Below are 20,774 nucleotides of genomic sequence, written 5' to 3'. Positions count from 1 at the left end.
CGCTGTTCTGTATATCCTGCCGAGTGGATTGCACCTGTTCCGCTGCGTCGCCGCTTCTGGGCGCCGCACCCCATGGGCGCTGGGACCTCATGCTGTTCAGGCCGTCACTGGCTTGCACTTCACCTTCTTTCGCGGTTTGCACGCGTCCGAATCCACGCCCTGGCAACAATTCTCGGTTAGAAACCCTACCAACTCGTTCATTTGCTCGATTTCGGGCGCGTAGTACACAAACCGGCCTTCCTGGCGTGAGGAGACCAGGCCCGCGTGCGTCAATTCCTTTAGGTGGAACGACAGCGTCGCGCTGGCAAGTTCGAGTTGTTCCTGAATGATGCCCACGCTAAGCCCGTCTGGGCCAGCCGTTACGAGCAGGCGAAAAATACCGAGACGCGTAGGCTGGGCCAACGCGGACAAGGCTTTGATGGCGTCTTTTTCCTTCATATCGCGCAGGTCGTCGAGATTAGCGACAATTCTAACGCTATTGAGATGACAACGGCACGACACAGTTTTTTTCCGGCTGTCATTTCTACGGCATCGTGTAATCTAAAGCCGGCGGCCGGCGGTTCGGCACACCGTTCCTCAACACTTTCGACGGCGGCGGTGGAACAAGACTCGACTCAGCAGCGTCGCGACGCCTCCAATTGCGGCGCAGTCAAGCGTCGCGTGTGACAGCCCCGTAAGGCACAGGCTGACCAATGCCGCCCCGGCGAATACCATCTGCAGAATCCCAAGCGCGAGTCGGAGCGGTCCCCAGAGAAATGAATACATGCCACTCGAGGAACTAGACGCACCGTCGACGCCTACGCCTCTTTTCTCAACAGGCGCGCGCTCTGACGCGGCGCCTTTGTGATGTTTTACCGCCTTCATAATTAGACGCCCACTTCTTGGCAACTTTCACGCAGTCTGTATGGCCTGCGCTAGGGGGACTCGCGAAAGCATGTATCCGCTCCCGCGCACCGTTTCGATGATGGCCTCATAGCCCACTGTCCGTAATGCCGACCGAAGCCTTTTGATGTGAACGTCGACCGTTCGCTCCTCGATGAAGACATGGTCGCCCCATACCTGGTCCAAAACGAACGAGCGAGTGTGAACCCGTTCCGGATGTGTCAGGAAAAAGTGCAAAAGCTTGAACTCAGTCGGGCCGAGATGTACGGGTTGCTCAACACCCACTACCTGCGCATGTACCCGCCGTGTTGATGGGTCGAGCGTCAAGCCGTTAATGTTGACGGCGTCGTTCGTAAGCTGAGGGAGCCGTCGGCGCAAGACTGCCTTAATGCGAGCGACCAGTTCCTTTGGCGAGAAAGGCTTCGCCATGTAGTCGTCAGCTCCGGCCTCAAGTCCGTCTACCAAGTCCCGTTCTTCCGTGCGCGCTGTCAGCATGATGACGGGTACTTCCTTCGTCCTTGTATCCGCCCGTAGCCGACGGAGAAAGGCTAGACCAGATTCGCCCGGGAGCATCCAGTCCAGCACGATGAGGTCGGGAAGCACCTCCGACACCAGTGAGTTGGCGCCGTCGACATCTCGAGCCTGCAGCGGGTAGTAGCCGGCGTGTTTTATGTTGACGGCCAGTAGTTCGGCAATCGCAGGCTCGTCTTCCACTATCAGAATGCTAGCGGGCATTGCGTCTCCTTCTATTCTTCACTGTCCAGGGCCGCGCGCTCAAGTTGCTCACGCGATAGATGACGGACATCGGTTCCTCTAACGACATAGACGATAAATTCGGCGATATTCGTCGCATGGTCGCCGATTCGCTCGATAGCCTTGGCGACGAACAGGTAGTCAAGCCCGACCGAGATGGTCCGTGGGTCTTCCATCATGTAGGTCACTAGCTTTCTCACAAATGCGCGAAACTGCTCATCGATGGCCTCGTCATCACGAATAATCTGCGCTGCGGAAACGGTGTCCAGCCGAGCGAATGCATCGAGTGCCCGGCGGAGGATATGCATAGCCATGTCTCCAGAGACCCTAAGCTCTGCAATATCGATGGCTCGCGCGGCACTGTCGGCGGAAATCCGGCGCGACCGCTTCGCAATTTTCCGCGCCTCGTCGCCGGCGCGCTCTAGGTTGGTTACGCACTTCGAGGTGGCCATCAGTAGCCGGAGGTCGCGGGCGGCGGGCTGTCGGCGAGCTATGACGTTATGCAGTTCCTCGTCGATAGCGATTTCCATGGCATTGAGACGATGTTCGTCCTCGACAACTTGCTGAACAAGTGCCAAATCGAACGTGCTGAGCGCCTGCATCGCATGCGCAATCTGAGATTCGACAAGTCCGCCCATCTCAAGCAGCTTCGATGAAAGAAGACTGAGGTCGGCATCAAACTGACTGGAGAGATGTTTGTCCGGCATCGCCACTCCCTAGCCGAAGCGGCCTGTGACGTAATCCTCGGTCGCCTTTTGTGTCGGCTTCGAAAAAATGCGTTCGGTGGAGCCAAACTCGACGAGTTTGCCCAAGTGCATGAAGGCTGTGTTCTCCGAGACGCGAGCCGCCTGCTGCATGTTGTGGGTGACGATGACCACCGTGTAATGCTGGCGCAACGTATCCAGTAGTTCCTCAATCTTGCCTGTAGCCACTGGGTCTAACGCAGAGGTCGGTTCGTCCAGCAACAATACCTCAGGGTCAATGGCCAGCGCGCGAGCAATGCACAGGCGCTGCTGCTGGCCGCCCGACAGCGCAAGCGCGCTCTGCTGCAGCTTGTCCTTGACTTCGTCCCAGAGCGCCGCCTGACGCAAGGCGAATTCGACCCGCTCGTCCAGTTCGCTCCGCGTGAGTGCCTCGTGATGTGTGATGGCCAGCGCAATGTTGTCGTAAATCGACATCGTGAACGGGGTCGGCTTCTGAAACACCATGCCAACTTTCTGTCGAAGTTGGTTCAGCTTGAAGTGCGGGTCCAGGATATTCTGGCCGTCGAGTTCGACGGTGCCGGTTGCGTTCTGGTCCGGGTATATCGAATACATCCGATTCATGACTCGCAGCAGCGTCGACTTTCCGCAGCCGGACGCCCCGATAATCGCAGTTACCTCGCGGTCCGGGAAATCGGCGTTGACGTCGTACAGAGCTTGCCGGCGGCCGTAATGAAAGTTGAGTCCGCGCACACTGATGCGCGCTTTGGTCGACCGAGCAGATGGCATCTTAACGGGAGGCATGAGCGCGCTTGAAGAAGGTGCGGGACAGGATTGCCAGGGCGAGCACAAAGACGGTCATCAGGAAAGCTCCTGCCCAAGCGAGCGAGTGCCACGCTTCATACGGGCTCATCGCAAACTGGAAAATGACGACGGGGATGTTTGCTAGCGGTCCGTTCGGGGTGCTCGACCAATACTGGTTGTTTAGCGCCGTGAAGAGAAGCGGTGCGGTTTCCCCACTGATACGCGCGATTGCAAGCAGGGCGCCTGTCACGATTCCGGCGCTACCGGCCTTCAGTAGAATGCGGAAATTGATTTTCCAGCGTGGTATGCCAAGCGAGAGGGCCGCTTCGCGCATGCTATCGGGGATGAGTTGAAGCATCTCGTCGGTGGTCCGGATGACGACCGGCAACATGATGATGGCCAGCGCCACAGCCCCGGCCCAGCCCGAGAAATGCCCCACCTGACGGACGATGAGTTCGTAGGTGAACAGTCCGATGACAATCGATGGTGCGCTCAGCAGAATGTCGTTGACGAAGCGGATGACCGAACCGAGCTTCGTGCTCCGCGCATACTCGGCGAGGTAGGTCCCCGCCAGAAGGCCAATCGGCACTCCAATGGCGCTGGCAATCCCCAGCATCAGGAAGCTGCCGTACAGCGCATTCAGCAGCCCGCCTTGCTGCCCCGGCGGCGGCGTCATCTGGGTGAACAGACTCGGGCCGAGCGCCGCAAAGCCGTTTATGACGGTCGTTATCAAAATCCAAATTAACCAGAACAAACCAAAGAGTGTTGCCAGCACCGACAGCACGAATACGATGTTGTTAGTAATTCGGCGACGGCGAAACTTCGCCATGTCGAAGCCTTCCATTACTTTGCTCCTTCCATGCGATTAAGTCTCAACAGCAGCAGTTTCGCGAGTGCAAGCACGATGAACGTCACGATGAAGAGCACGAAGCCCAGCGCAATGAGGGACGAGAGATACATTGGAGAATCTGCCTCGGTGAATTCGTTGGCGAGGGTTGCCGCGATGGAATTGCCGGGAGCAAGTAGGGAGACACTGAGCTCGTGCGCGTTACCGAGCACGAAGGTCACCGCCATCGTTTCTCCCAGTGCCCGTTCCAACCCGAGGAAGATGGCGCCGACAACGGCCGAGCGCGTGTACGGAAGTACTACTTTGCGGATGACCTCCCAACGTGTCGCGCCGAGCGCGAACGCCGACTCTTTCAGCATCTGCGGCGTTGCGTCAAACACATCGCGCATCACGGCGGTGATGAAGGGAATAATCATGATGCCGAGGATAAGGCCCGCCGGCAACATCCCAAGCCCAATAGGCGCACCGGAAAACAGTGGACCAATTAGCCACGCATTGCCGAGCTTATCGATGAGCCACGGTTCAACATAGTCGGCCAGTACTGGCGCGAACACGAACAAGCCCCACATCCCATAAATGATGCTTGGAATCGCGGCGAGCAATTCGATGGCCGTGCCGACGGGGACCTTCATCCAGCCAGGAGCAATCTCAGTGAGGAACATTGCAATGCCGAAACTTATCGGCACCGCGACGAGCAATGCGAGAAACGAACTGACCAACGTGCCGTAAATCGGAATAAGCGCGCCAAACTTATGCGCCACCGCATCCCAATCGGCGCTCGTGAAGAATTTCCAGCCGAACGTTTCGAATGCAAGGCGCCCGCCCCACAGCATGGAGAGCGCGGCGCCGGAAAGTATCACTAGCACGGCCACGGCCGCTGACGCTGCGGCAAGCCAGAACAACCGGTCAGCGAGTTCGTCCGGTAGTCTTCGCTTGCGTGCGCGAAACGTCAACTCCGTTCCAAGCATCATGCCCTTACGGCGTTCGCTCGGTGCGTTTTCCGCAAGTTCTTCCGCAGTGGGACGCATGAACTTTCCCTGAACTTGGCGACGCCGAGCGACTGGCTCGAGGTCGCCATGGTTGCGATAGTGTCAGAACTTGAAGTTCGTCGACCAGTACGACTCGACCTGCTTGACGAGGTGCTCCGGCAATGGGACGTAGTCGAGAGATTGCGCTTGCGGCTGGCCCTTTTCCAATGCCCACTTGAAGAAGTCCAACGTGGCCTTTGACTGCGCCGCGTTCTTGGGCTGCTTGTACATAATGATGAAGACCGTCGCGGTGATGGGATAAGCTTCCGCGCCACCGGCATCAGTCATCACCAAGTTGAAATCCTTGGCGTTTGCCCAGTCCGCTGTCGCCGCTGCGGCCTGGAATGATTTTGCACTGGGCTCGATGAAGTTCCCCGCCTTGTTCTGGACCGAGGCGTAGTTCATTTTGTTCTGGAGGACATAGGCGTACTCGACGTAACCAATAGAGTTTTTCAAGCGGTTGACGTAGGCGGCGACGCCCTCATTACCCTTTCCGCCGACGCCCGTCGGCCAAGCAACTGAAGTACCTTCACCCACCTTGCTCTTCCATTCCGGACTGACTTTCGAGAGATAGTTGACCCAGTTGAAGGTGGTCCCCGAGCCGTCCGACCGGTGAACGACCGTAATATTTGCCTCTGGAAGCTTCAGGCCAGGGTTAATTTTCGCGATGGCGGGGTCATTCCACTTCGTAACCTTGCCTTGATAAATTTCCGCTAGGAGCGGACCTGTAAATCGAAGCTTCCCCGGTGCAACTCCTTCGATATTCACAACCGGCACAACGCCACCAATAACCGACGGAAACTGCCCCAATTCCTTTGCCTTCAGGTCGTCGACGGACATTGGCATGTCGCTCGCGCCAAAATCTACGGTTGCGGCCTTGATTTGTGCGATGCCGCCACCCGACCCGATGGACTGATAGTTCACCTTGTTGCCGGTCGATTGGTTGTAGTCGGAAGACCATTTCGACAATATTGGATACACGAAAGTCGAGCCAGCCCCCGTAATTTCTGCAGCGTGAGCGGCGAAAGCAAAGGAGACCACGAACGCGGCGCCGGCCAAACAATGTACGAACGACTTCTTCATATCGGTATTCCTCAGTGGTTCCATATATCTCGATAAATCTAGATACGTTACGACTGTCGGGATTTTGAGTATAGTTCGTGACAGTGATGTGACAAGCCAGACGCGGATGAATTTTTCGTGACATCGCGCCGCGCGCCCGCGGGATAAGGCATCGTTGCTCCCGCGGCATTGCCAAGACACGTCATTTCCACTATATTGGAGATGTTGATATATCGCCGCTTGCGCGGCTTCATGCATCCTGGAAAATTCATGGCAGACAACGGAAAACACAACGTACTTTTTCTGTGCACCCATAACTCAGCCAGGTCAATCTTGGCTGAGGGCATCTTGAATGACTTGGCCGGCGACCGCTTTACGGCTTACAGCGCCGGTAGCTATCCGGGCACGCAGCCAAACCCGTTCGCAATTGATTTGCTTCGGTCTCGTGGCATCAATGTCGATGGGTTGCGAAGCAAAAGCTGGGATGAATTCGCTGTCGACGGGGCGCCCGAGATTGATTTCATCTTCACCGTTTGCGACAACGCGGCTGGTGAGGTGTGCCCGATTTGGCCCGGTCATCCGGCCAAGGCGCACTGGGGCGTTCCCGACCCGTCCGTTGTTCAGGGTGGAGATGAAGAAAAGCGCAAGGCGTTTCTTGCGACCTTCGTGCAGTTGCGCAAGCGCATCGAGCTGTTCGTAAATCTCCCTTTCGGGAAGCTCGACCGGCTCGGCGCACAGGAACAGATTCAAAGCATCGGCACTACGCTTAGCGCCAAAGGGGAGTGAGTATGGCTGATTTTCAATCAGCGGCCGCATGCGAGGCGAAACCAGCTCGCATCGGCTTCTTCGAGCGCTATCTGTCGATTTGGGTAGCGCTCTGTATCGTAGTCGGCATCCTTTTGGGTAAAGCGATGCCTAGCGCTGTCCAGTCGATAGCGGCGCTGGAATTCGCGCATGTGAACCTGCCTGTCGGCGTCCTCATCTGGGTGATGATTATCCCCATGCTGTTGCGCATTGACTTCGCGTCCCTCAGCAAAGTGGGCAGCCAGTGGAAAGGCATCGGGGTCACGCTCTTCATCAATTGGGCGGTGAAGCCGTTCACCATGGCGTTTCTCGCATGGGTATTTATCCGGCATGCGTTCGCCCCCTTGCTGCCCGCTGACCAGCTGGACAGTTACGTCGCTGGCCTGATTCTGCTCGCGGCCGCCCCGTGTACCGCCATGGTCTTCGTATGGAGCCAACTGACGAGAGGTGACCCGTACTTCACGCTGTCGCAGGTCGCGCTGAATGACCTGATTATGGTGTTCGCCTTCGCGCCGGTAGTCGGTCTCCTCCTCGGCATTTCTAACATCGCCGTGCCGTGGGATACGCTACTGACGTCCGTGGTCTTGTACATCGTCATCCCGGTCATCATTGCCCAGATACTTCGAAAGGTCCTGCTCCGCAACGGCGAGCAAGCGTTCCAGCGGGCGCTTGCGAAGATTGGACCGTTTTCGATTGCGGCCCTCCTGCTGACTCTCGTCTTACTCTTCGGGTTTCAAGGCGAACAGATTATTGCGCAGCCGATGATTATTTTGCTGCTTGCAGTGCCCATCCTAATTCAGGTGGTAGTGAACGCTTCGCTCGCGTATCTCGCGAATCGGCGGTTAGGCGTATCGCACGAGGTGGCGGCGCCGTCCTGCTTGATTGGGGCGTCCAACTTTTTCGAGTTGGCAGTCGCGACAGCAATTAGCCTTTTCGGTCTGAAATCCGGCGCAGCGTTGGCGACTGTCGTCGGTGTACTCATTGAAGTGCCGTTGATGCTCGCTGTCGTCAAGGTAGTCAACTCCTCGCGTCGCTGGTACGAACGTACGTCGTGACACTGGTTAGCTGGCGTCGCTCAAGGGTGCGAGCCATCGACGTCACTTTGTTTGTGCTTGCCTGAGCGCCAATGTCTAGGAAGCGATGACGGCCCGACCGCACTATTGGGCAGTTGCTCATCACAATGACGGGCCTCTCGGAGTACGGGAGGCCCGTTTGACGTTTCGCAGCGACACATACTGATCGACCGGCGCTTTCGTGACGCTGCGTAGCGAATGCCGCTCGTTTTTGTTAATTGATTCCCCCGGAATTTCAGAACTTGAAGTTGGATGACCAATAAGCCTCGATTTGTTTGACGAGCGAATCCGGCAACGGGACGTAGCCAAGCGACTGAGCCTGCTGTTGACCCTTTTCCAGTGCCCACTTGAAGAAATCGATGGTTGCCTTCGATTGCGCGGCGTTTTTTGGCTGCTTGTACATGACGACAAAGGTCGCGGCAGTTACCGGATAAGCTTCCGGCCCGGTTGCATCGGTCATGACGAGGTCAAAGTCTTGCGCCTTTTCCCAGTCAGCGGTCGCGGCGGCCGCCTGGAATGACTTTCCGCTCGGTGCAACGAAGTTGCCAGACTTGTTCTGTATGGAGCCGTACGTCATTTTATTCTGCAGGGCATACGCGTACTCGACAAAACCGATGGAATTCTTGACGTGGGTCACATAAGTGGCGACACCTTCATTGCCGCTTCCACCTACACCAACCGGCCATGCGACAGAGATGCCTTCGCCGACTTTGCCCTTCCATTCCGGGCTGACCTTCGAGAGGTAGTTAACCCAATTGAATGTCGTACCCGAACCATCCGAGCGATGCACCACCGTGATATCCGCGTTCGGTAGCTTCAAACCCGGATTGATTTTGCTGATGGCCGGGTCGCTCCACGTCCTGATTTTTCCCAGAAAGATGTCGGCAAGAAGCGGCCCAGTGAAACGAATATTGCCCGGCATAACTCCGTCGATATTAACGACTGGCACGACCCCGCCGATGACGGTGGGGAACTGCCCAAGTGCTTTGTCTTTCAGGTCTTTACTGGAAATTGGCTTGTCGGTCGCGCCGAAATCTACTTTGGCCGCCTTGATTTGCGCGATACCGGCGCCGGAACCAATGGACTCGTAGTTGACCTTGTTGCCCGACGCATGGTTGTAGTCCGCAGCCCATTTCCAGAGGATGGGATACACGAACGTAGAACCGGCCCCCGTGATATCCGCCGCGTAGGCAGTGGACGCAAAAGTTACAGCCACGACAGCACCCGCCAGGCATTGCTCGAGCTGATTGCTCATCGCGTCATCCTCACTAAAGAACCGTTACTTCGATAATACTAGATGTGTTGATGATATTGTTATAAAAGAATACGGTTCGAGAGGCTCCATCGATAGAATGCACACGACATCAGATAGCGCGGCTTTGCTCTCGCGCGGAGCGTTCTGCGTTTGCATCTCGCCACGGTTGAACATGCCGTCGCATATATCGCGATGTCGGAATGAACATTGGCGTCACCGGTGCCGTGCGCCTCCACCGACCCCATTAGGCTACGGACCCAGCGTGACGCCTAGTTCTCCGCGTAGCGTATGTGGGCCTCCCCGGCGCCTGTCACCCTGTTCTTCTAAGCGCACGAATGGCAAGGTCTCAAGTAACGCCTCCTTACCCTGAGACTTTATCTGTTGCGCGTCGACCAACTTCGAAGGAAATTCAATGCAGCGGTTCAGCCGCAATCGCATGCTTTCGCATCTTTTCCCACAAGCTCTTCCTGGAAATGCCTAACGCGTGCGCGGTCTCAGATATGTGTCCTTGGTGCTGCAGCAGTGCCGCGCGAATGAAGGCGCTCTCGCATGCGGCCATGTAGCCGTCGAGTGGCACGTCCACGTCCGGCTCTGCCGCAGCCTGAGAACCATCTTCTTCAAAAATGTCGGACGAGAAAAGCATATTGCGGGAGCACACGATGCATGCACGCTCAAGGCGATTTTGCAGTTCCCGGACGTTTCCGGGCCAGCCGTAGGTCGCGAGTCGCGCTTCGGCAGACGGATGAAACAGTTTCGTGGGTTCACCAAGCCGGCTGGCGATATCGCGTACGAAGCGGTGAGCAAGCCATAGGACATCGTCGGGCCTGTCGCGAAGTGCAGGCATCCGTAGCTGGAGGATGTTGATGCGATAAAAGAGGTCCTCCCGAAATTTCCGGACCCGGACCAGTTCCCCGAGGTCCCGATTCGTCGCGCAGACCAGCCAAAAGGTGGATTCGAACCCTCTCTCACCGCCGACTCTCGTGACGCGTCGCTCCTGCAGCGCCCGCAGCAACTTCACTTGCATCGACAGAGGCAAGTCGCCTATCTCATCGAGAAAGAGCGTGCCACCCTCGGCCTGCTCGAAGTACCCTTTCTTCTGCCGGTCCGCACCAGTGAAGGCTCCCCTCTCGTGGCCGAAAAATTCGGATTCGAGAAGCGTCTCCGGAACGGCACCACAGTTGACTGCCACAAACGGAAATGCGTCGCCAGGCGCATGTCGATGAATGAACCGCGCGAGCACTTCCTTGCCGACACCTGATTCGCCGGTAATCAGAATCGATTTGGCTCGGCCTGCGACTCTCGGCACAAGTTCGGCGAGGCGCCGCATCGCTTCGGACACACCTAGCTCGCTCTGCGCGGGCATGGCGCGGTCGGGTATGCCCGTCCCTGTGAGAAGTCTGACCTTGTCGACCAGCGCGCCAATGTCGAACGGCTTCGTGATGTAGTCTGCTGCGCCGCTTTTGAGGAGAGCAACTGCCGTATCGACCGATGCGTAGGCCGTGATGAAAACAAATGGCGGCACTGACGTGTGTGTGGCCATCGACCGTGAGAACAGGTCCTCGCCTGAAATGTCAGGCAGCCGGATATCGCTGATGACGGCCTGATACGGGCGATTCTGCAGAGCGCCCAACGCGGATTCGCCATCCGTATGCCAGTCCACGTCGAATCCCTCCAGACGGAAGCGGTCAGCCAGGGACTCTCCCATGATGGGGTCGTCTTCGACAACACAGATAAGCGTGGTCGACATGATGCTCTCCTGTTTCACGGAGAAGAAAGCGGCAACAGCACGGCGAAGTACGTCCGCCCCGGTGCGCTATCCACTGAAATTGTGCCACCAAGCTGCGTTACGATTTGATAACTCACCCACAATCCGAGGCCATACGACCGCCGCCCCTCAGCCATAGCAACCGACCCGAAGGGCTCAAACAGATGCTCCATCGCAACGCCCGATATGTGCTGACCGGTGTTCGATACCGTTATTTGCAGTCCAATTCCGTTGGCTGCAACCAGGCAGTCAACGCGTCCGCCAACTTCCACCGCCTTCGCGGCGTTCAGCAGCAGGTTGAGCACAAGCTGGCGCACGAGGTGTGCGGGTAGTGCTATCGCCTCGTCCAGCTCAATGTCCCAATGAAACGTCGCCTGCTTCGCCTGTATCTGAGGCGCTATCAACAGTTTCAAATCCTGCCAGTCCGACAGACTCATCGCCGGTGAATCCAGCCGCGCCTCAAACAGCAACGCGCCGACGGTCGCACGGATTTGGCCGAGGCCGCGTTCGAGCAACCCCAACGTCTTTTTTGTTTGAGCGTCAGGCTCACCGTGAGTGTTGAGCGTGTCGATTGCGTTCAGCATGCCGCCCAGTGGATTGTTGATTTCGTGCGCGATGCCGGCTGCGACCTGGCCTACGGCCGCAAGTCTCTCGGAGACGACAACTTCGCGCTCTAGGTCCTGTTTTTGCGCCAGTTCCGCGAGCATCGCCCGGAACTGCTGTTCCAGCTGACCTATTTCGTCGTTCCCCTGCGCAGTAATACCCGCACCAACTTTTTCAGGGTGCTCCTTTCCAATTCGTCCCATGGCGTCGGTAAGGCGAAGGAGCGGTTTTGCCATCCGGTCGCCCCACACCCAGCCTAACGGTATCAGTAGCAATAAAGCGGGCACCGTGGCTACGGCGAGCTTGAGCAGCGTCGACCGAACGCGGCCGTAGAAGGTATTGGCGTCATAGACCAGCACCACATAGCCAAGGCGGCTCCCGTCGTCGGAATTCACCGGCATGCCGGCGGTGACATCGCGGCTGGCGAGCAATCCCGGGAAGTCGAAAAAGAAGGGCTCGCCGGAGCCGGCCAAATGGGCGATGACCGTACCGAACTGGGCAGGAAGCTCGGCGACCGGCCGCTGGACGGGTTCCTTTCGGGGAGACGTTGACGCGTACACGCGAGCCCTGGCATCAAAGAGAACGATTTCCTTCAGCGGATTCGAGGGTTCCCTGACCGCCACCGGTGTCCGAATTACCTCGAAGGCACGCCATAGGTCGTCCTTGACCATCGGGTCGCGAACCGACAGGGTGAGAACGCGGCACAGATTCTGGGCGCTGCTTTCGAGGTCATTTCTGGCATCGGACACCGCAACGCTTACGAGCGCGAAGGTCACGAGTATCTCCGTCAGCAGGATAACTGCGCTCAGCGCGAGCGGAATCTTGTAGCGGTAGCTGAGATGGGACAGCATCTGCGCGGCCCTAAACTGGCCCGGAGTTCAGAATCGCGACCAGGCTGCGGATGCCGTCGAACACCTTGTCGTCGTTCGGCACGAAGCCGTCAAGGTTCAATCGCTGCAACACATCCCGACCTTCAGGACGGTCTTTCATCCCGAGCAACGCACTCTGGATACGAAGAAACGATTCGTCATCGAGCGAGCGGCGCGCCACAATCGGTGGAAAGCCATACTGGGGAGAACGCCACGCCACCCGGACGTCGCGGGTACGTTCCGGGTACTGCTTCCCGATAGTGTCGTAGACGTACCCATCAATCTCGCCCGCATCCGCAAGTCCGGTCGTCACTGCATCAACGACCTTTCTGTGCGCATACGTGAAGAAGGCCTTCTTGAAAAAGCGGGTCGGCCGGATACCCGCACGCATCAGCTCAGTGGTCGGGACCAAGAAGCCGGAATTTGATTGCGGGTCGCTGAATGCGAACACGCGATTTCGAAGCTGCGTGATATGGGTGGTCTGCGTATCGCTTCTCGGGACAAGCAGATATGAACGATAAAGCGGCTTGCCCTGATAGTCCGGTATCGCCATCAGGCGCATCGTTTGTGAGTTGGTGACGTATGGAAACCCGCATACCCAAGCCACATCGAGCCGGTTCTCAGCAAGCAGGTCATCAATCTCGCGATAGCTATTGCGCTGCACAAACCTCACATCAGCGCTGCATACCTCTCCGAGCTCGCGGCTCCAACGGTCGAGCAGGCTGATTTCGTTATCGAGGAAGACCGCGGTCGTGCCGAACGCAACGGTAGGTTTTTCGCCGGCGGCCGCAAGCTTGAAGGAAGAGAGCAGTGGAAGGCCTAGCGCGAAGCGTAGAACTTGCCGCCGCCGGATGTTACGAATTGGTGACATAACGGCTCACTCCCCATCACGAACCGTTACCGAACGGTAATGGCGTCCTTCAGGTCTGCTGAATTCAAATCCCGTTGGCGCAAGCCTTTCGGCGGACGTCGGACCGCATGGCATACCTCTTGCCCTTAGCTCGATGCTAACGATTACACGAGCAAGATTCAAGCGAGGAGGAGACCATGTCCGAACTCAAAATCCGGCGACGCACATTCCTGCAGCTGGGCGGTGGCTCAATTGCTGCAACCGCTGCTTCCGCCTTGGTACCGACCGTGGCCTCGGGCGCAAATCCCGTCGATACCAGCAAGACGAAGCTCCCTTACCCAAAAAAGGCCGTCGGACAGGTGGGACGCATGACGGTCAACACCCCTCTCACATTCTCCTATCCGGATGCTGCATCACCCTGCACAGCTCTCAAGCTTGGGAGCCGTGTTGCGGGTGGCGTCGGCCCCGATGGCGACATCGTCGCCTATAGCACCATGTGTACGCACATGGGCTGTCCCGTCATCTATGAGCCGACGACGAAGGTTTTCAAGTGCCCCTGCCACTTCAGCATGTTCGACGCAGAAAAGGCCGGGCAGATGATTGTCGGGCAGGCCACCGAAAATCTGCCTCGGGTGCGGCTTCAGTATGACGAGAAGACAGGCACCGTGTCAGCAGTCGGCGTGGAAGGTTTGATATACGGCCGCCAGGCCAACGTTCTTTGAGTTCGAGGAGCTGAAAATGCCTACCGATAAGGACCGCATTGCGCTACCGCCGGTCACGGCCCAGCGAACCAATATGACCTGCCATTTCTGCATCGTTGGATGCGGGTACCACGTGTACAAATGGCCGGAAGACCAGGAAGGTGGCCGCGCTTCCAACCAGAATGCGCTTGGTGTTGATTTTCGCAAACAGGTGCCGCCACTCTCCCTCATCATGACGCCTGCCATGGAAAACGTGGTCACCGACCGCGACGGCTCGCGCCACACCATCATGATTGTTCCGGACAAGAGCTGCGTCGTGAACAGTGGCTTGAGTTCGACACGCGGCGGCAAGATGGCGATGTACATGTACGCAGCGGACGGAATCACCCAGGAACGGCTGAGACAACCGCGCATCTATCTAAGCGACCAGTGGGTGGATACGACCTGGGACCAGGCGATGGCGCTCTACGCGGGCCTGATGAAGAAGGTGCTGGACAAGGACGGTCCGAGCGGTATTGTCTTTTCTGCCTTCGATCATGGTGGTGCGGGTGGCGGCTTTGAGAACACGTGGGGCTCCGGCAAGCTGATGTTTACGGCGCTGCAGACCCCGATGGTCCGCATCCACAACCGCCCCGCGTACAACTCGGAGTGCCACGCGACCCGCGAGATGGGTATTGGCGAGCTGAACAATTCGTACGAGGACGCCGAGCTGGCCGATGTCATCTGGTCCATCGGCGCGAACTCGTACGAAACACAGACGAACTACTTCCTCAACCACTGGGTGCCGAACCTGCAGGGCGGGACGCTCGACAAGAAAAAGCAACGCTTCCCAGGCGAGGCGTTCCCGAAGACAAAAGTTGTGTTCGTGGACCCGCGGCGCACGGCGACCGTCGCGGTCGCCGAGCAAGTAGCCGGAAAAGACAACGTGCTGCATCTGGACATTCAGCCGGGCACTGACATCGCATTGTTCAACGGGATTTTTACCTACGTGGTCCAGCAAGGATGGATTGACAAAGACTTCATTGCCGCCCATACGAATGGGTTTGACGCAGCTGTCCAGGCCAACAAGCTGTCACTCGACGAGTGCAGCAACATCACGGGCGTTCCTGTTGAGAAGATTCAGACCGCAGCGGAATGGTCATATAAGCCGAAGGGGCCGGGGCAGTTTCCGAGAACGATGCATACCTACGAAAAGGGCATCATCTGGGGCAACGACAACTATCTAATTCAGTCGTCGCTACTGGACGTTGCGCTGGCCACTCACAATGTCGGTCGTCGAGGCACGGGCTGCGTGCGAATGGGCGGGCACCAGGAGGGATACACGAGGCCGCCATATCCCGGTAACACAAAGATATACATCGACCAGGAACTCATTCATGGCAAGGGACGGATGATGACGTGGTGGGCGTGCAATAACTTCCAGACGAGCAACAACGCGCAGGGACTGCGCGAGGTAGTCTTGCGTCGCTCGCAAATCGTGAAAGATGCGATGCAAGGTGCACGTGGTGCGAGCACGGAGCAGTTGGTCGACGTCATTTACGACGCGACCAGCAAGGGCGGGCTGTTCGTGACAAACATCAACATCTATCCGACAAAGCTCCAGGAGGCCGCGCACCTCATGCTGCCCGCAACGCACCCGGGCGAGATGAATCTGACGTCGATGAACGGTGAGCGCCGCATGCGCCTCTCCGAGCGGTTCATGGACCCGCCCGGAACTGCGATGCCGGACTGCCTTATCGCCGCGCGCGTCGCCAACACGCTGCGTGACATGTATCGAAAGGATGGCAACACGAAGATGGCTTCTCGGTTTGATGGATTCGACTGGAAGACTGAGGAAGATGCATTCAATGATGGGTTCCGTCGCGCAGGACAACCGGGCGTGGAAAAAATAGACAGCCAAGGCGGCGATACCGGAAACCTGGTGACATACGAACGGCTGCGCATCATGGCCAATAACGGGGTGCAATTACCCGCCAAGGCGTGGGACGGGGGCAAGTTGGTTGGTACCGAAATGATGTACATGGACGGCAAATTCGACACCCCGGATGGCAAGGCCCAGTTCAAACCATCAGCGTGGCCTGGCTTGCCGAAGACGGTGGCCGACCAGAAGGCGAAATACCGGTTCTGGATTAACAACGGCCGCACGAATGAGGTGTGGCAAACGGTGTATCACGACCAGTACAACGAGTTCGTCCGTGCACGAGACCCAATGGCGTATATCGAACTCAACCCTGCCGATGCGCAAGAGCTCGGGGTCAGTGCGGGCGACATCGTTGAGGTCTATAACGACTTTGGGTCGACATACGCGATGGCGTACCCTGCAGCCGAACTAAAGCATAACCAGACCTTCATGGTGTTCGGCCACGTCAATGGTATCCAAGACAATGTCACGACCACATGGACGGACCGCAACGTGATTCCCTACTACAAGGGCACGTGGGCGAATCTTCGTCGCGTCGGGTCGATTGAAGATTACAAGCAAACGGTCAGCTTCAAGAGTCGCCGCTACACGTGAGCGAAGGGCGGTCGGCATTGTCGGCCGCTTTTGTTCGAGTCTCAGTTGCAGAACTCTATTCCGGCGTTTTCCATCACGCTCCGAATCTCGGCGCCGGTAAGAATCATTTTGACGCGGTTGGCTGCTTCAAGTGCTTGGTAATTTGCGCCGCCACCGCCCTCGCGGTGCGCATCACGCCAATAAGCGTCGCTGATGCAAATCCGCACCATTCGCCGTACCCAACCAACCAGAGTCTTTGCTCCTGGACGGCGCGGCCATCGACTACGTCGACCCGACCCGCATCGTTAAGGACATGCAGCGACCGTAGATGTTCGAGTGCCGGGCGGAAACCGGTACACCAGAGGACGGTATCGACGTGCGAATGAGAGCCGTCCTTCCATACGACGCCCTCCAGCGTGAAGTGTGAGAACGGACGCACCGACTTCAGTGCTCCGCGCTCGCGTGCCGCGCGTACAGGCGGGACCATTACGACATCGCCCAAACCACCAGTCGGGGAAGGGTCGGGGCGCCCCTCAGCGCGGGCCTTCCATCGTTCGGTTGCACGTTCGAAGAGCGCACGCCCGTCGACGTCATCCGGCAGGAACGTGGGTTCTTCCAACGTAACCCATGTTGTATTAGATACCTGCGACAGTTCGGCGACTATCTGCGCGCCTGAGTTCCCGCCGCCGACAATCAATACATCCGTTCCGCGAAACGAGTCGGGCCTGCGATAATGCGCTGAATGCAACTGGCCACCCTCGAAGCTGCTTTGTCCCGGGTAATCAGGCATGTAGGGACGACTCCAGGTGCCAGTGGCGCTGACGACGGCTTTCGCCAGCCAGTCGCCGCGGTCGGTCGACACAAGGAGCCCTGCGTCCCGATGCGATACCGACGTCACATCCACAGGCCGAAGGATAGGCACCCCGTAGCGTCTCTCATACTCTGCAAGATAGCGAACGACATGGTCTCGCGACGGGTATTGCTCCGGCGTGGCGGGCATCAACCAGCCGGGAAGCGAACTCCATTGGGCGGGCGAAAAGAGGTGAAGCGAGTCCCATGTGTACAGCCACGCTCCGCCGGGGGATGGCTGGTCATCGAGGACGATGTATTCCAAGCCGGCGCGACGCAGAAAGTACGCTGTCGCGAGCGCCGATTGGCCGCCACCAACTATGGCGACATCAATTGGAACAGGCGGCGAGGAATTGTGGTGCGGCATAGCGAGTCATATAAGTCACATTTTTGATAATACAAGATATGCGTCGCTTTTGAGACGGTGGTCCGACGGGTTGAAAGGCCCGGAGCCCGGCGCCCGCTGCGCGCCTCCAAATATTAATGAGGTACTCCTGCACAAATTGCGAAATGGCGGGAGTGAACACCCCTTTTTTGCGTTCCGCGAAGCAACGCTCGGCGCCAGTGAATCGATTACCTATGGCAGCGTCCTCCGACCTGGTGCCCAGCCGAAGAAAGCGGTCCAAGCACGATTCCTGTGCGGGTTAGTGGTTCAGTAGCGTACTAGACAAGCTCTCACTGCCGTCGATCTGCGTGAACTTGCCGACCGTAGGGCGGCGCCCCGTTCGCTCTCTCTCGGATGAACGACCGGTGTCGTGGGCAGTCCCGCCGGTTGAACGTCTCGATTGTCGCCAAGGTGAATGACCGGAACTGGCCGCGTGCAGCCGATGCAGTCGGCATCCGTCGGCCGCAATATTCCTCGAACACCATCGGCGCCCGCGTGCGTCGAAGTCCGCATCTTAAGGGCGAAGTGACGACTTTATTTCGCGTCCGGCAAACCCGTGATCAGTAAGGTTCGCCACGCTATCGGCGCTCCGAAGTCCCGAGTTGACGACTTTATCGTCGCAACGTTGACATCTTGCGTTCTACGACGCCTGCCAGCAATGCGCGGTGGCGCGCTCACATTCTTGCTGCAGATGGCAGCATCGAACAAACCATAACTAACTCGGCCCCAAGACGAACTTTCGAACGCTAGAGCGGTAGGGGCGAATGTCGCACAAGCAAGGTGTTAAGCGGCTCCTAAGGTTCGAGGAATGTGGTCTGGCTTTCGCCCTTGCGAACGAGCGTTTCCTGCAGAAATCGACCTGTGGTCATGTCTTTTAATCGCTGGCGCGCTGATCGCCGGTCGTCGTCGCGTGTGCCGACGCGATCGGATGGAGAGAGACCGTGATACCGCGTGCTGCCCGATGCGGTCGGCATACGTCGGGGTGCCCTTAAGAAACGGATCTTTTCGTAGGTTAAGCGGAATGTCGATGGCTTGCGGCGTTGGCATCGGCCCGGGCGTCTCTCACCATTTCGTAGCAGGTTTCTTCACCGCAGTGATAATCAGCGCCGCAGCCAGCCGAGGTCGATCGCCCGCGCCAAAAGTTTGCGGTACACGTCGATCGCCCATCCCGTCACAGCGCTGCCAGCGAGGTGCCAGAGCGGCGCGATCAGCGCGTAAGCCACGCAGGCCACCGCGGCAGCGCCGAGCATGTCCAGTGGGAAGTGAACGCCGAGAAAGACCCGCGCCCAAGCGACCGCGACTCCGGCCAGCAGCGTAAGTCCGCCCAGCCAGCGCTCGCCTCCCAGCAACAGCGTCAGGGCGATGCCTACGAATACAGTCGCATGGTCACTCGGAAAGGACGAGTCAGGGGTATGGGGCAGGAACGCATGGCCGAGACCGATCATGAACGGCCGCGGATGTTCCCACGCCAGACCGATCAGCTGATTCACACCGATGCCGAGCATCGCCACCAGACACGCGCGGATGGCCAGACTCCGTTGCGCTTCGTTGCCCCACAGCCACATGCAGGCCAGCAGCAAAGGAATCAGATAGATCACGTAGTCGGCGATCAGCATTGCGGCTGGTCTCCCACCCTAGTGTCGCGGTCGTGCCGTTGATCAGGAGGAAAAGCGCCTGATTGAATGCTTCGAGTGTATTCATCGCAGTGGAGTCGTTGATAAAAATCCATTAGGCCCGGGACGCCGCCTGGCGCGGCGCGTACCAGCACAGGAGGAGCGGCACCACAACGAGCGCCGCGCCGGTGAGAAAGGTCGTCGACGCGCCAAATCGATCCCATAGCCAGCCGGCGATGGCACTCGCGAGCAGCATGCACACGCCGCTTGCGAGGTTGAACACGCCAAACGCGGTGCCGCGCAGTGTCGAGGGGGCCGTTTCGGACACCATCGCGGCGAGGATGCCTTGCGTGAAACCCATATGCAGGCCCCACACGGCGACACCGACGAATACCGATACGACCGACGTTCCCATGCCGAGCAGCAGATCGGCCGCGATCAGCAGCACCATGCCGAGCGCCAGTAGCAGGCGGCGATCCAGCCGGTCCGAGAGCACCCCGACCGGATAAGCCGACAGCGAATAGGCCAGACTCATCACGACCATCACGCCGGGAATCCACGCGAGGTCCAGACCGGTCTGCTGCGCGCGCAGCACGAGGAATGCTTCGCTGAAGCGCGCCAGCGTGAAGGTGGCGCCGATGGTGACAATGAACCAGTAGCGCGCCGGGAATTCGCGCAGCGCGCGCCAGTGCAGGGGCGAACGGAAAGTACGCTGCGCCGGCGCATGGCCCGACTCGTCGATGCCGAACGCGATTAGGCCGATCGCGATGAAGGCCGGCACAACGGCAAACCACAACACCGTTCGGATATGGTCGGCGAATAAGAGCATCAGAACGATCGCCAGCAATGGGCCGACGAAAGCGCCGATGGTGTCCATCGACTGACGCAGCCCAAAACACGCGCCGCGAATCTCCGGCGGAGCGACATCGGCCACTAGCGCATCGCGTGGCGCGCCGCGGATGCCCTTGCCGACACGGTCAAGCAGGCGGGCGGTTACGACCCAGGCGGGTGTGGTCGCGAGTGGAAACAGCGGCTTCGTGAGCGCAGCCAGCCCATAGCCTAGCAATAACAGCCCCTTGCGCCGCCCGAGATAGTCGCTGAGCGGTCCCGAGAACACCTTGACGATCATCGCGGTTGCTTCCGCCGCGCCTTCGAGGACACCAAGCGCGGTCACGCTCATGCCCATCGTGCTCACGAGGAAAATCGGGAGCAAGGCGTGCACGAGTTCGGACGACAGGTCCATGAACAGGCTCACGAAACCGAGCGCCCAGACCGTACGCGGAATGGCGATCTTGGTGACTGAAGGTGTGTCAGGGGTCATAGGTTGTCGTGAGTGGAGGAGTCAGATCGCGACACACTTGCGCCAGCCAGCCAGCGGAGAGTGCCTGCCGCCCTGTTGATATGAGTCCCCGTGTCAATAGGGATCGGTTTGCAGC

Annotated in this window: 17 protein-coding genes and 1 pseudogene; 4 read left to right on the top strand and 14 right to left on the bottom strand. The window is 58.4% G+C overall.

What is annotated here, in order from left to right:
• Positions 1-96: 96 nt before the first annotated feature.
• From AWB81_RS25950 to pstS (AWB81_RS25920), 7 genes are all read right to left on the bottom strand, one after another.
• Positions 97-438 carry an ArsR/SmtB family transcription factor gene (locus tag AWB81_RS25950; protein ID WP_062639402.1) on the bottom strand — a complete coding sequence of 114 codons (342 nt, stop codon included), beginning with the start codon at positions 436-438 and terminating at the stop codon, positions 97-99.
• Between the two features lie 453 nt (positions 439-891).
• On the bottom strand, positions 892-1,617 hold the full coding sequence (phoB, locus tag AWB81_RS25945) for a phosphate regulon transcriptional regulator PhoB (protein WP_062639401.1): 726 nt from the start codon (positions 1,615-1,617) through the stop codon (positions 892-894).
• Between the two features lie 11 nt (positions 1,618-1,628).
• Positions 1,629-2,342, bottom strand: coding sequence for a phosphate signaling complex protein PhoU (gene phoU, locus AWB81_RS25940; RefSeq protein WP_062639400.1), 714 nt, complete (start codon positions 2,340-2,342; stop codon positions 1,629-1,631).
• 9 nt (positions 2,343-2,351) lie between these two features.
• Complete coding sequence (gene pstB / locus AWB81_RS25935; protein ID WP_087135197.1) at positions 2,352-3,140, bottom strand: phosphate ABC transporter ATP-binding protein PstB; 789 nt, start codon at positions 3,138-3,140, stop codon at positions 2,352-2,354.
• Entirely contained in the window at positions 3,127-3,984 is an 858-nt protein-coding gene (pstA, locus tag AWB81_RS25930; protein WP_062639398.1) for a phosphate ABC transporter permease PstA, read from the bottom strand. The genes pstB and pstA overlap by 14 nt, the downstream gene beginning before the upstream one ends.
• Entirely contained in the window at positions 3,984-5,015 is a 1,032-nt protein-coding gene (pstC, locus tag AWB81_RS25925; protein WP_235025918.1) for a phosphate ABC transporter permease subunit PstC, read from the bottom strand. The genes pstA and pstC overlap by 1 nt, the downstream gene beginning before the upstream one ends.
• 63 nt (positions 5,016-5,078) lie before the next feature.
• Positions 5,079-6,098, bottom strand: coding sequence for a phosphate ABC transporter substrate-binding protein PstS (gene pstS / locus AWB81_RS25920; protein WP_062639397.1), 1,020 nt, complete (start codon positions 6,096-6,098; stop codon positions 5,079-5,081).
• A gap of 249 nt (positions 6,099-6,347) precedes the next feature.
• On the opposite strand from pstS (AWB81_RS25920), the gene AWB81_RS25915 reads away from it, so the two are divergent.
• Both AWB81_RS25915 and arsB read left to right on the top strand, forming a co-directional pair.
• Positions 6,348-6,863 carry an arsenate reductase ArsC gene (locus AWB81_RS25915; protein WP_062639396.1) on the top strand — a complete coding sequence of 172 codons (516 nt, stop codon included), beginning with the start codon at positions 6,348-6,350 and terminating at the stop codon, positions 6,861-6,863.
• Positions 6,864-6,865: 2 nt separating this feature from the next.
• Positions 6,866-7,936 carry an ACR3 family arsenite efflux transporter gene (gene arsB, locus AWB81_RS25910; protein ID WP_062639395.1) on the top strand — a complete coding sequence of 357 codons (1,071 nt, stop codon included), beginning with the start codon at positions 6,866-6,868 and terminating at the stop codon, positions 7,934-7,936.
• Positions 7,937-8,189: 253 nt separating this feature from the next.
• Here the strand turns inward: arsB and pstS (AWB81_RS25905) are convergent, their stop codons facing one another.
• From pstS (AWB81_RS25905) to AWB81_RS25890, 4 genes are all read right to left on the bottom strand, one after another.
• Positions 8,190-9,209, bottom strand: a complete 1,020-nt coding sequence (gene pstS, locus AWB81_RS25905) for a phosphate ABC transporter substrate-binding protein PstS (RefSeq protein ID WP_062639394.1) — start codon at positions 9,207-9,209, stop codon at positions 8,190-8,192.
• A 409-nt stretch (positions 9,210-9,618) separates the two neighbouring features.
• A complete protein-coding gene (locus AWB81_RS25900; RefSeq protein ID WP_062639393.1) occupies positions 9,619-10,956 on the bottom strand; it encodes a sigma-54-dependent transcriptional regulator in 1,338 nt (445 codons plus the stop codon).
• Between the two features lie 14 nt (positions 10,957-10,970).
• Entirely contained in the window at positions 10,971-12,428 is a 1,458-nt protein-coding gene (locus tag AWB81_RS25895; protein ID WP_062639392.1) for a sensor histidine kinase, read from the bottom strand.
• A 10-nt stretch (positions 12,429-12,438) separates the two neighbouring features.
• Positions 12,439-13,317: a substrate-binding domain-containing protein gene (locus tag AWB81_RS25890; RefSeq protein WP_062639391.1), complete on the bottom strand. Its 879-nt coding sequence runs from the start codon at positions 13,315-13,317 to the stop codon at positions 12,439-12,441.
• A 176-nt stretch (positions 13,318-13,493) separates the two neighbouring features.
• Between AWB81_RS25890 and AWB81_RS25885 the strand changes: the two genes are divergently transcribed.
• Together AWB81_RS25885 and AWB81_RS25880 are read left to right on the top strand one after the other, a co-directional pair.
• Positions 13,494-14,018: an arsenate reductase (azurin) small subunit gene (locus tag AWB81_RS25885; RefSeq protein WP_062639390.1), complete on the top strand. Its 525-nt coding sequence runs from the start codon at positions 13,494-13,496 to the stop codon at positions 14,016-14,018.
• A 16-nt stretch (positions 14,019-14,034) separates the two neighbouring features.
• Positions 14,035-16,512 (top strand): arsenate reductase (azurin) large subunit, encoded by a 2,478-nt coding sequence (locus tag AWB81_RS25880; protein WP_062639389.1) that lies wholly within the window; start codon positions 14,035-14,037, stop codon positions 16,510-16,512.
• Positions 16,513-16,615: 103 nt separating this feature from the next.
• Here AWB81_RS25880 and AWB81_RS25875 read toward each other — a convergent pair whose 3' ends face one another.
• The 3 genes and pseudogenes from AWB81_RS25875 to AWB81_RS25865 form a co-directional block, all read right to left on the bottom strand.
• On the bottom strand, positions 16,616-17,707 hold the full coding sequence (locus AWB81_RS25875; RefSeq protein ID WP_062639388.1) for an ArsO family NAD(P)H-dependent flavin-containing monooxygenase: 1,092 nt from the start codon (positions 17,705-17,707) through the stop codon (positions 16,616-16,618).
• Positions 17,708-18,825: 1,118 nt separating this feature from the next.
• Positions 18,826-19,426, bottom strand: a pseudogene (locus tag AWB81_RS25870) (phosphatase PAP2 family protein).
• Between the two features lie 27 nt (positions 19,427-19,453).
• Positions 19,454-20,659 (bottom strand): MFS transporter, encoded by a 1,206-nt coding sequence (locus AWB81_RS25865; protein ID WP_062639387.1) that lies wholly within the window; start codon positions 20,657-20,659, stop codon positions 19,454-19,456.
• Positions 20,660-20,774: the final 115 nt, after the last annotated feature.

This window comes from Caballeronia arationis (genome assembly GCF_001544975.2).
In the GTDB taxonomy this organism is placed as follows: domain Bacteria; phylum Pseudomonadota; class Gammaproteobacteria; order Burkholderiales; family Burkholderiaceae; genus Caballeronia; species Caballeronia arationis.
This window is presented reverse-complemented; position numbering and strand designations above follow the sequence as displayed.

Excerpts from the sequence above, each read along its gene's own strand:
- AWB81_RS25950 (WP_062639402.1), bottom strand. The coding sequence starts at position 438 with ATGAAGGAAAAAGACGCCATCAAAGCCTTGTCCGCGTTGGCCCAGCCT.
- phoB (WP_062639401.1), bottom strand. The coding sequence starts at position 1,617 with ATGCCCGCTAGCATTCTGATAGTGGAAGACGAGCCTGCGATTGCCGAA.
- phoU (WP_062639400.1), bottom strand. The coding sequence starts at position 2,342 with ATGCCGGACAAACATCTCTCCAGTCAGTTTGATGCCGACCTCAGTCTT.
- pstB (WP_087135197.1), bottom strand. The coding sequence starts at position 3,140 with ATGCCTCCCGTTAAGATGCCATCTGCTCGGTCGACCAAAGCGCGCATC.
- pstA (WP_062639398.1), bottom strand. The coding sequence starts at position 3,984 with ATGGAAGGCTTCGACATGGCGAAGTTTCGCCGTCGCCGAATTACTAAC.
- pstC (WP_235025918.1), bottom strand. The coding sequence starts at position 5,015 with ATGCGTCCCACTGCGGAAGAACTTGCGGAAAACGCACCGAGCGAACGC.
- pstS (WP_062639397.1), bottom strand. The coding sequence starts at position 6,098 with ATGAAGAAGTCGTTCGTACATTGTTTGGCCGGCGCCGCGTTCGTGGTC.
- AWB81_RS25915 (WP_062639396.1), top strand. The coding sequence starts at position 6,348 with ATGGCAGACAACGGAAAACACAACGTACTTTTTCTGTGCACCCATAAC.
- arsB (WP_062639395.1), top strand. The coding sequence starts at position 6,866 with ATGGCTGATTTTCAATCAGCGGCCGCATGCGAGGCGAAACCAGCTCGC.
- pstS (WP_062639394.1), bottom strand. The coding sequence starts at position 9,209 with ATGAGCAATCAGCTCGAGCAATGCCTGGCGGGTGCTGTCGTGGCTGTA.
- AWB81_RS25900 (WP_062639393.1), bottom strand. The coding sequence starts at position 10,956 with ATGTCGACCACGCTTATCTGTGTTGTCGAAGACGACCCCATCATGGGA.
- AWB81_RS25895 (WP_062639392.1), bottom strand. The coding sequence starts at position 12,428 with ATGCTGTCCCATCTCAGCTACCGCTACAAGATTCCGCTCGCGCTGAGC.
- AWB81_RS25890 (WP_062639391.1), bottom strand. The coding sequence starts at position 13,317 with ATGTCACCAATTCGTAACATCCGGCGGCGGCAAGTTCTACGCTTCGCG.
- AWB81_RS25885 (WP_062639390.1), top strand. The coding sequence starts at position 13,494 with ATGTCCGAACTCAAAATCCGGCGACGCACATTCCTGCAGCTGGGCGGT.
- AWB81_RS25880 (WP_062639389.1), top strand. The coding sequence starts at position 14,035 with ATGCCTACCGATAAGGACCGCATTGCGCTACCGCCGGTCACGGCCCAG.
- AWB81_RS25875 (WP_062639388.1), bottom strand. The coding sequence starts at position 17,707 with ATGCCGCACCACAATTCCTCGCCGCCTGTTCCAATTGATGTCGCCATA.
- AWB81_RS25865 (WP_062639387.1), bottom strand. The coding sequence starts at position 20,659 with ATGACCCCTGACACACCTTCAGTCACCAAGATCGCCATTCCGCGTACG.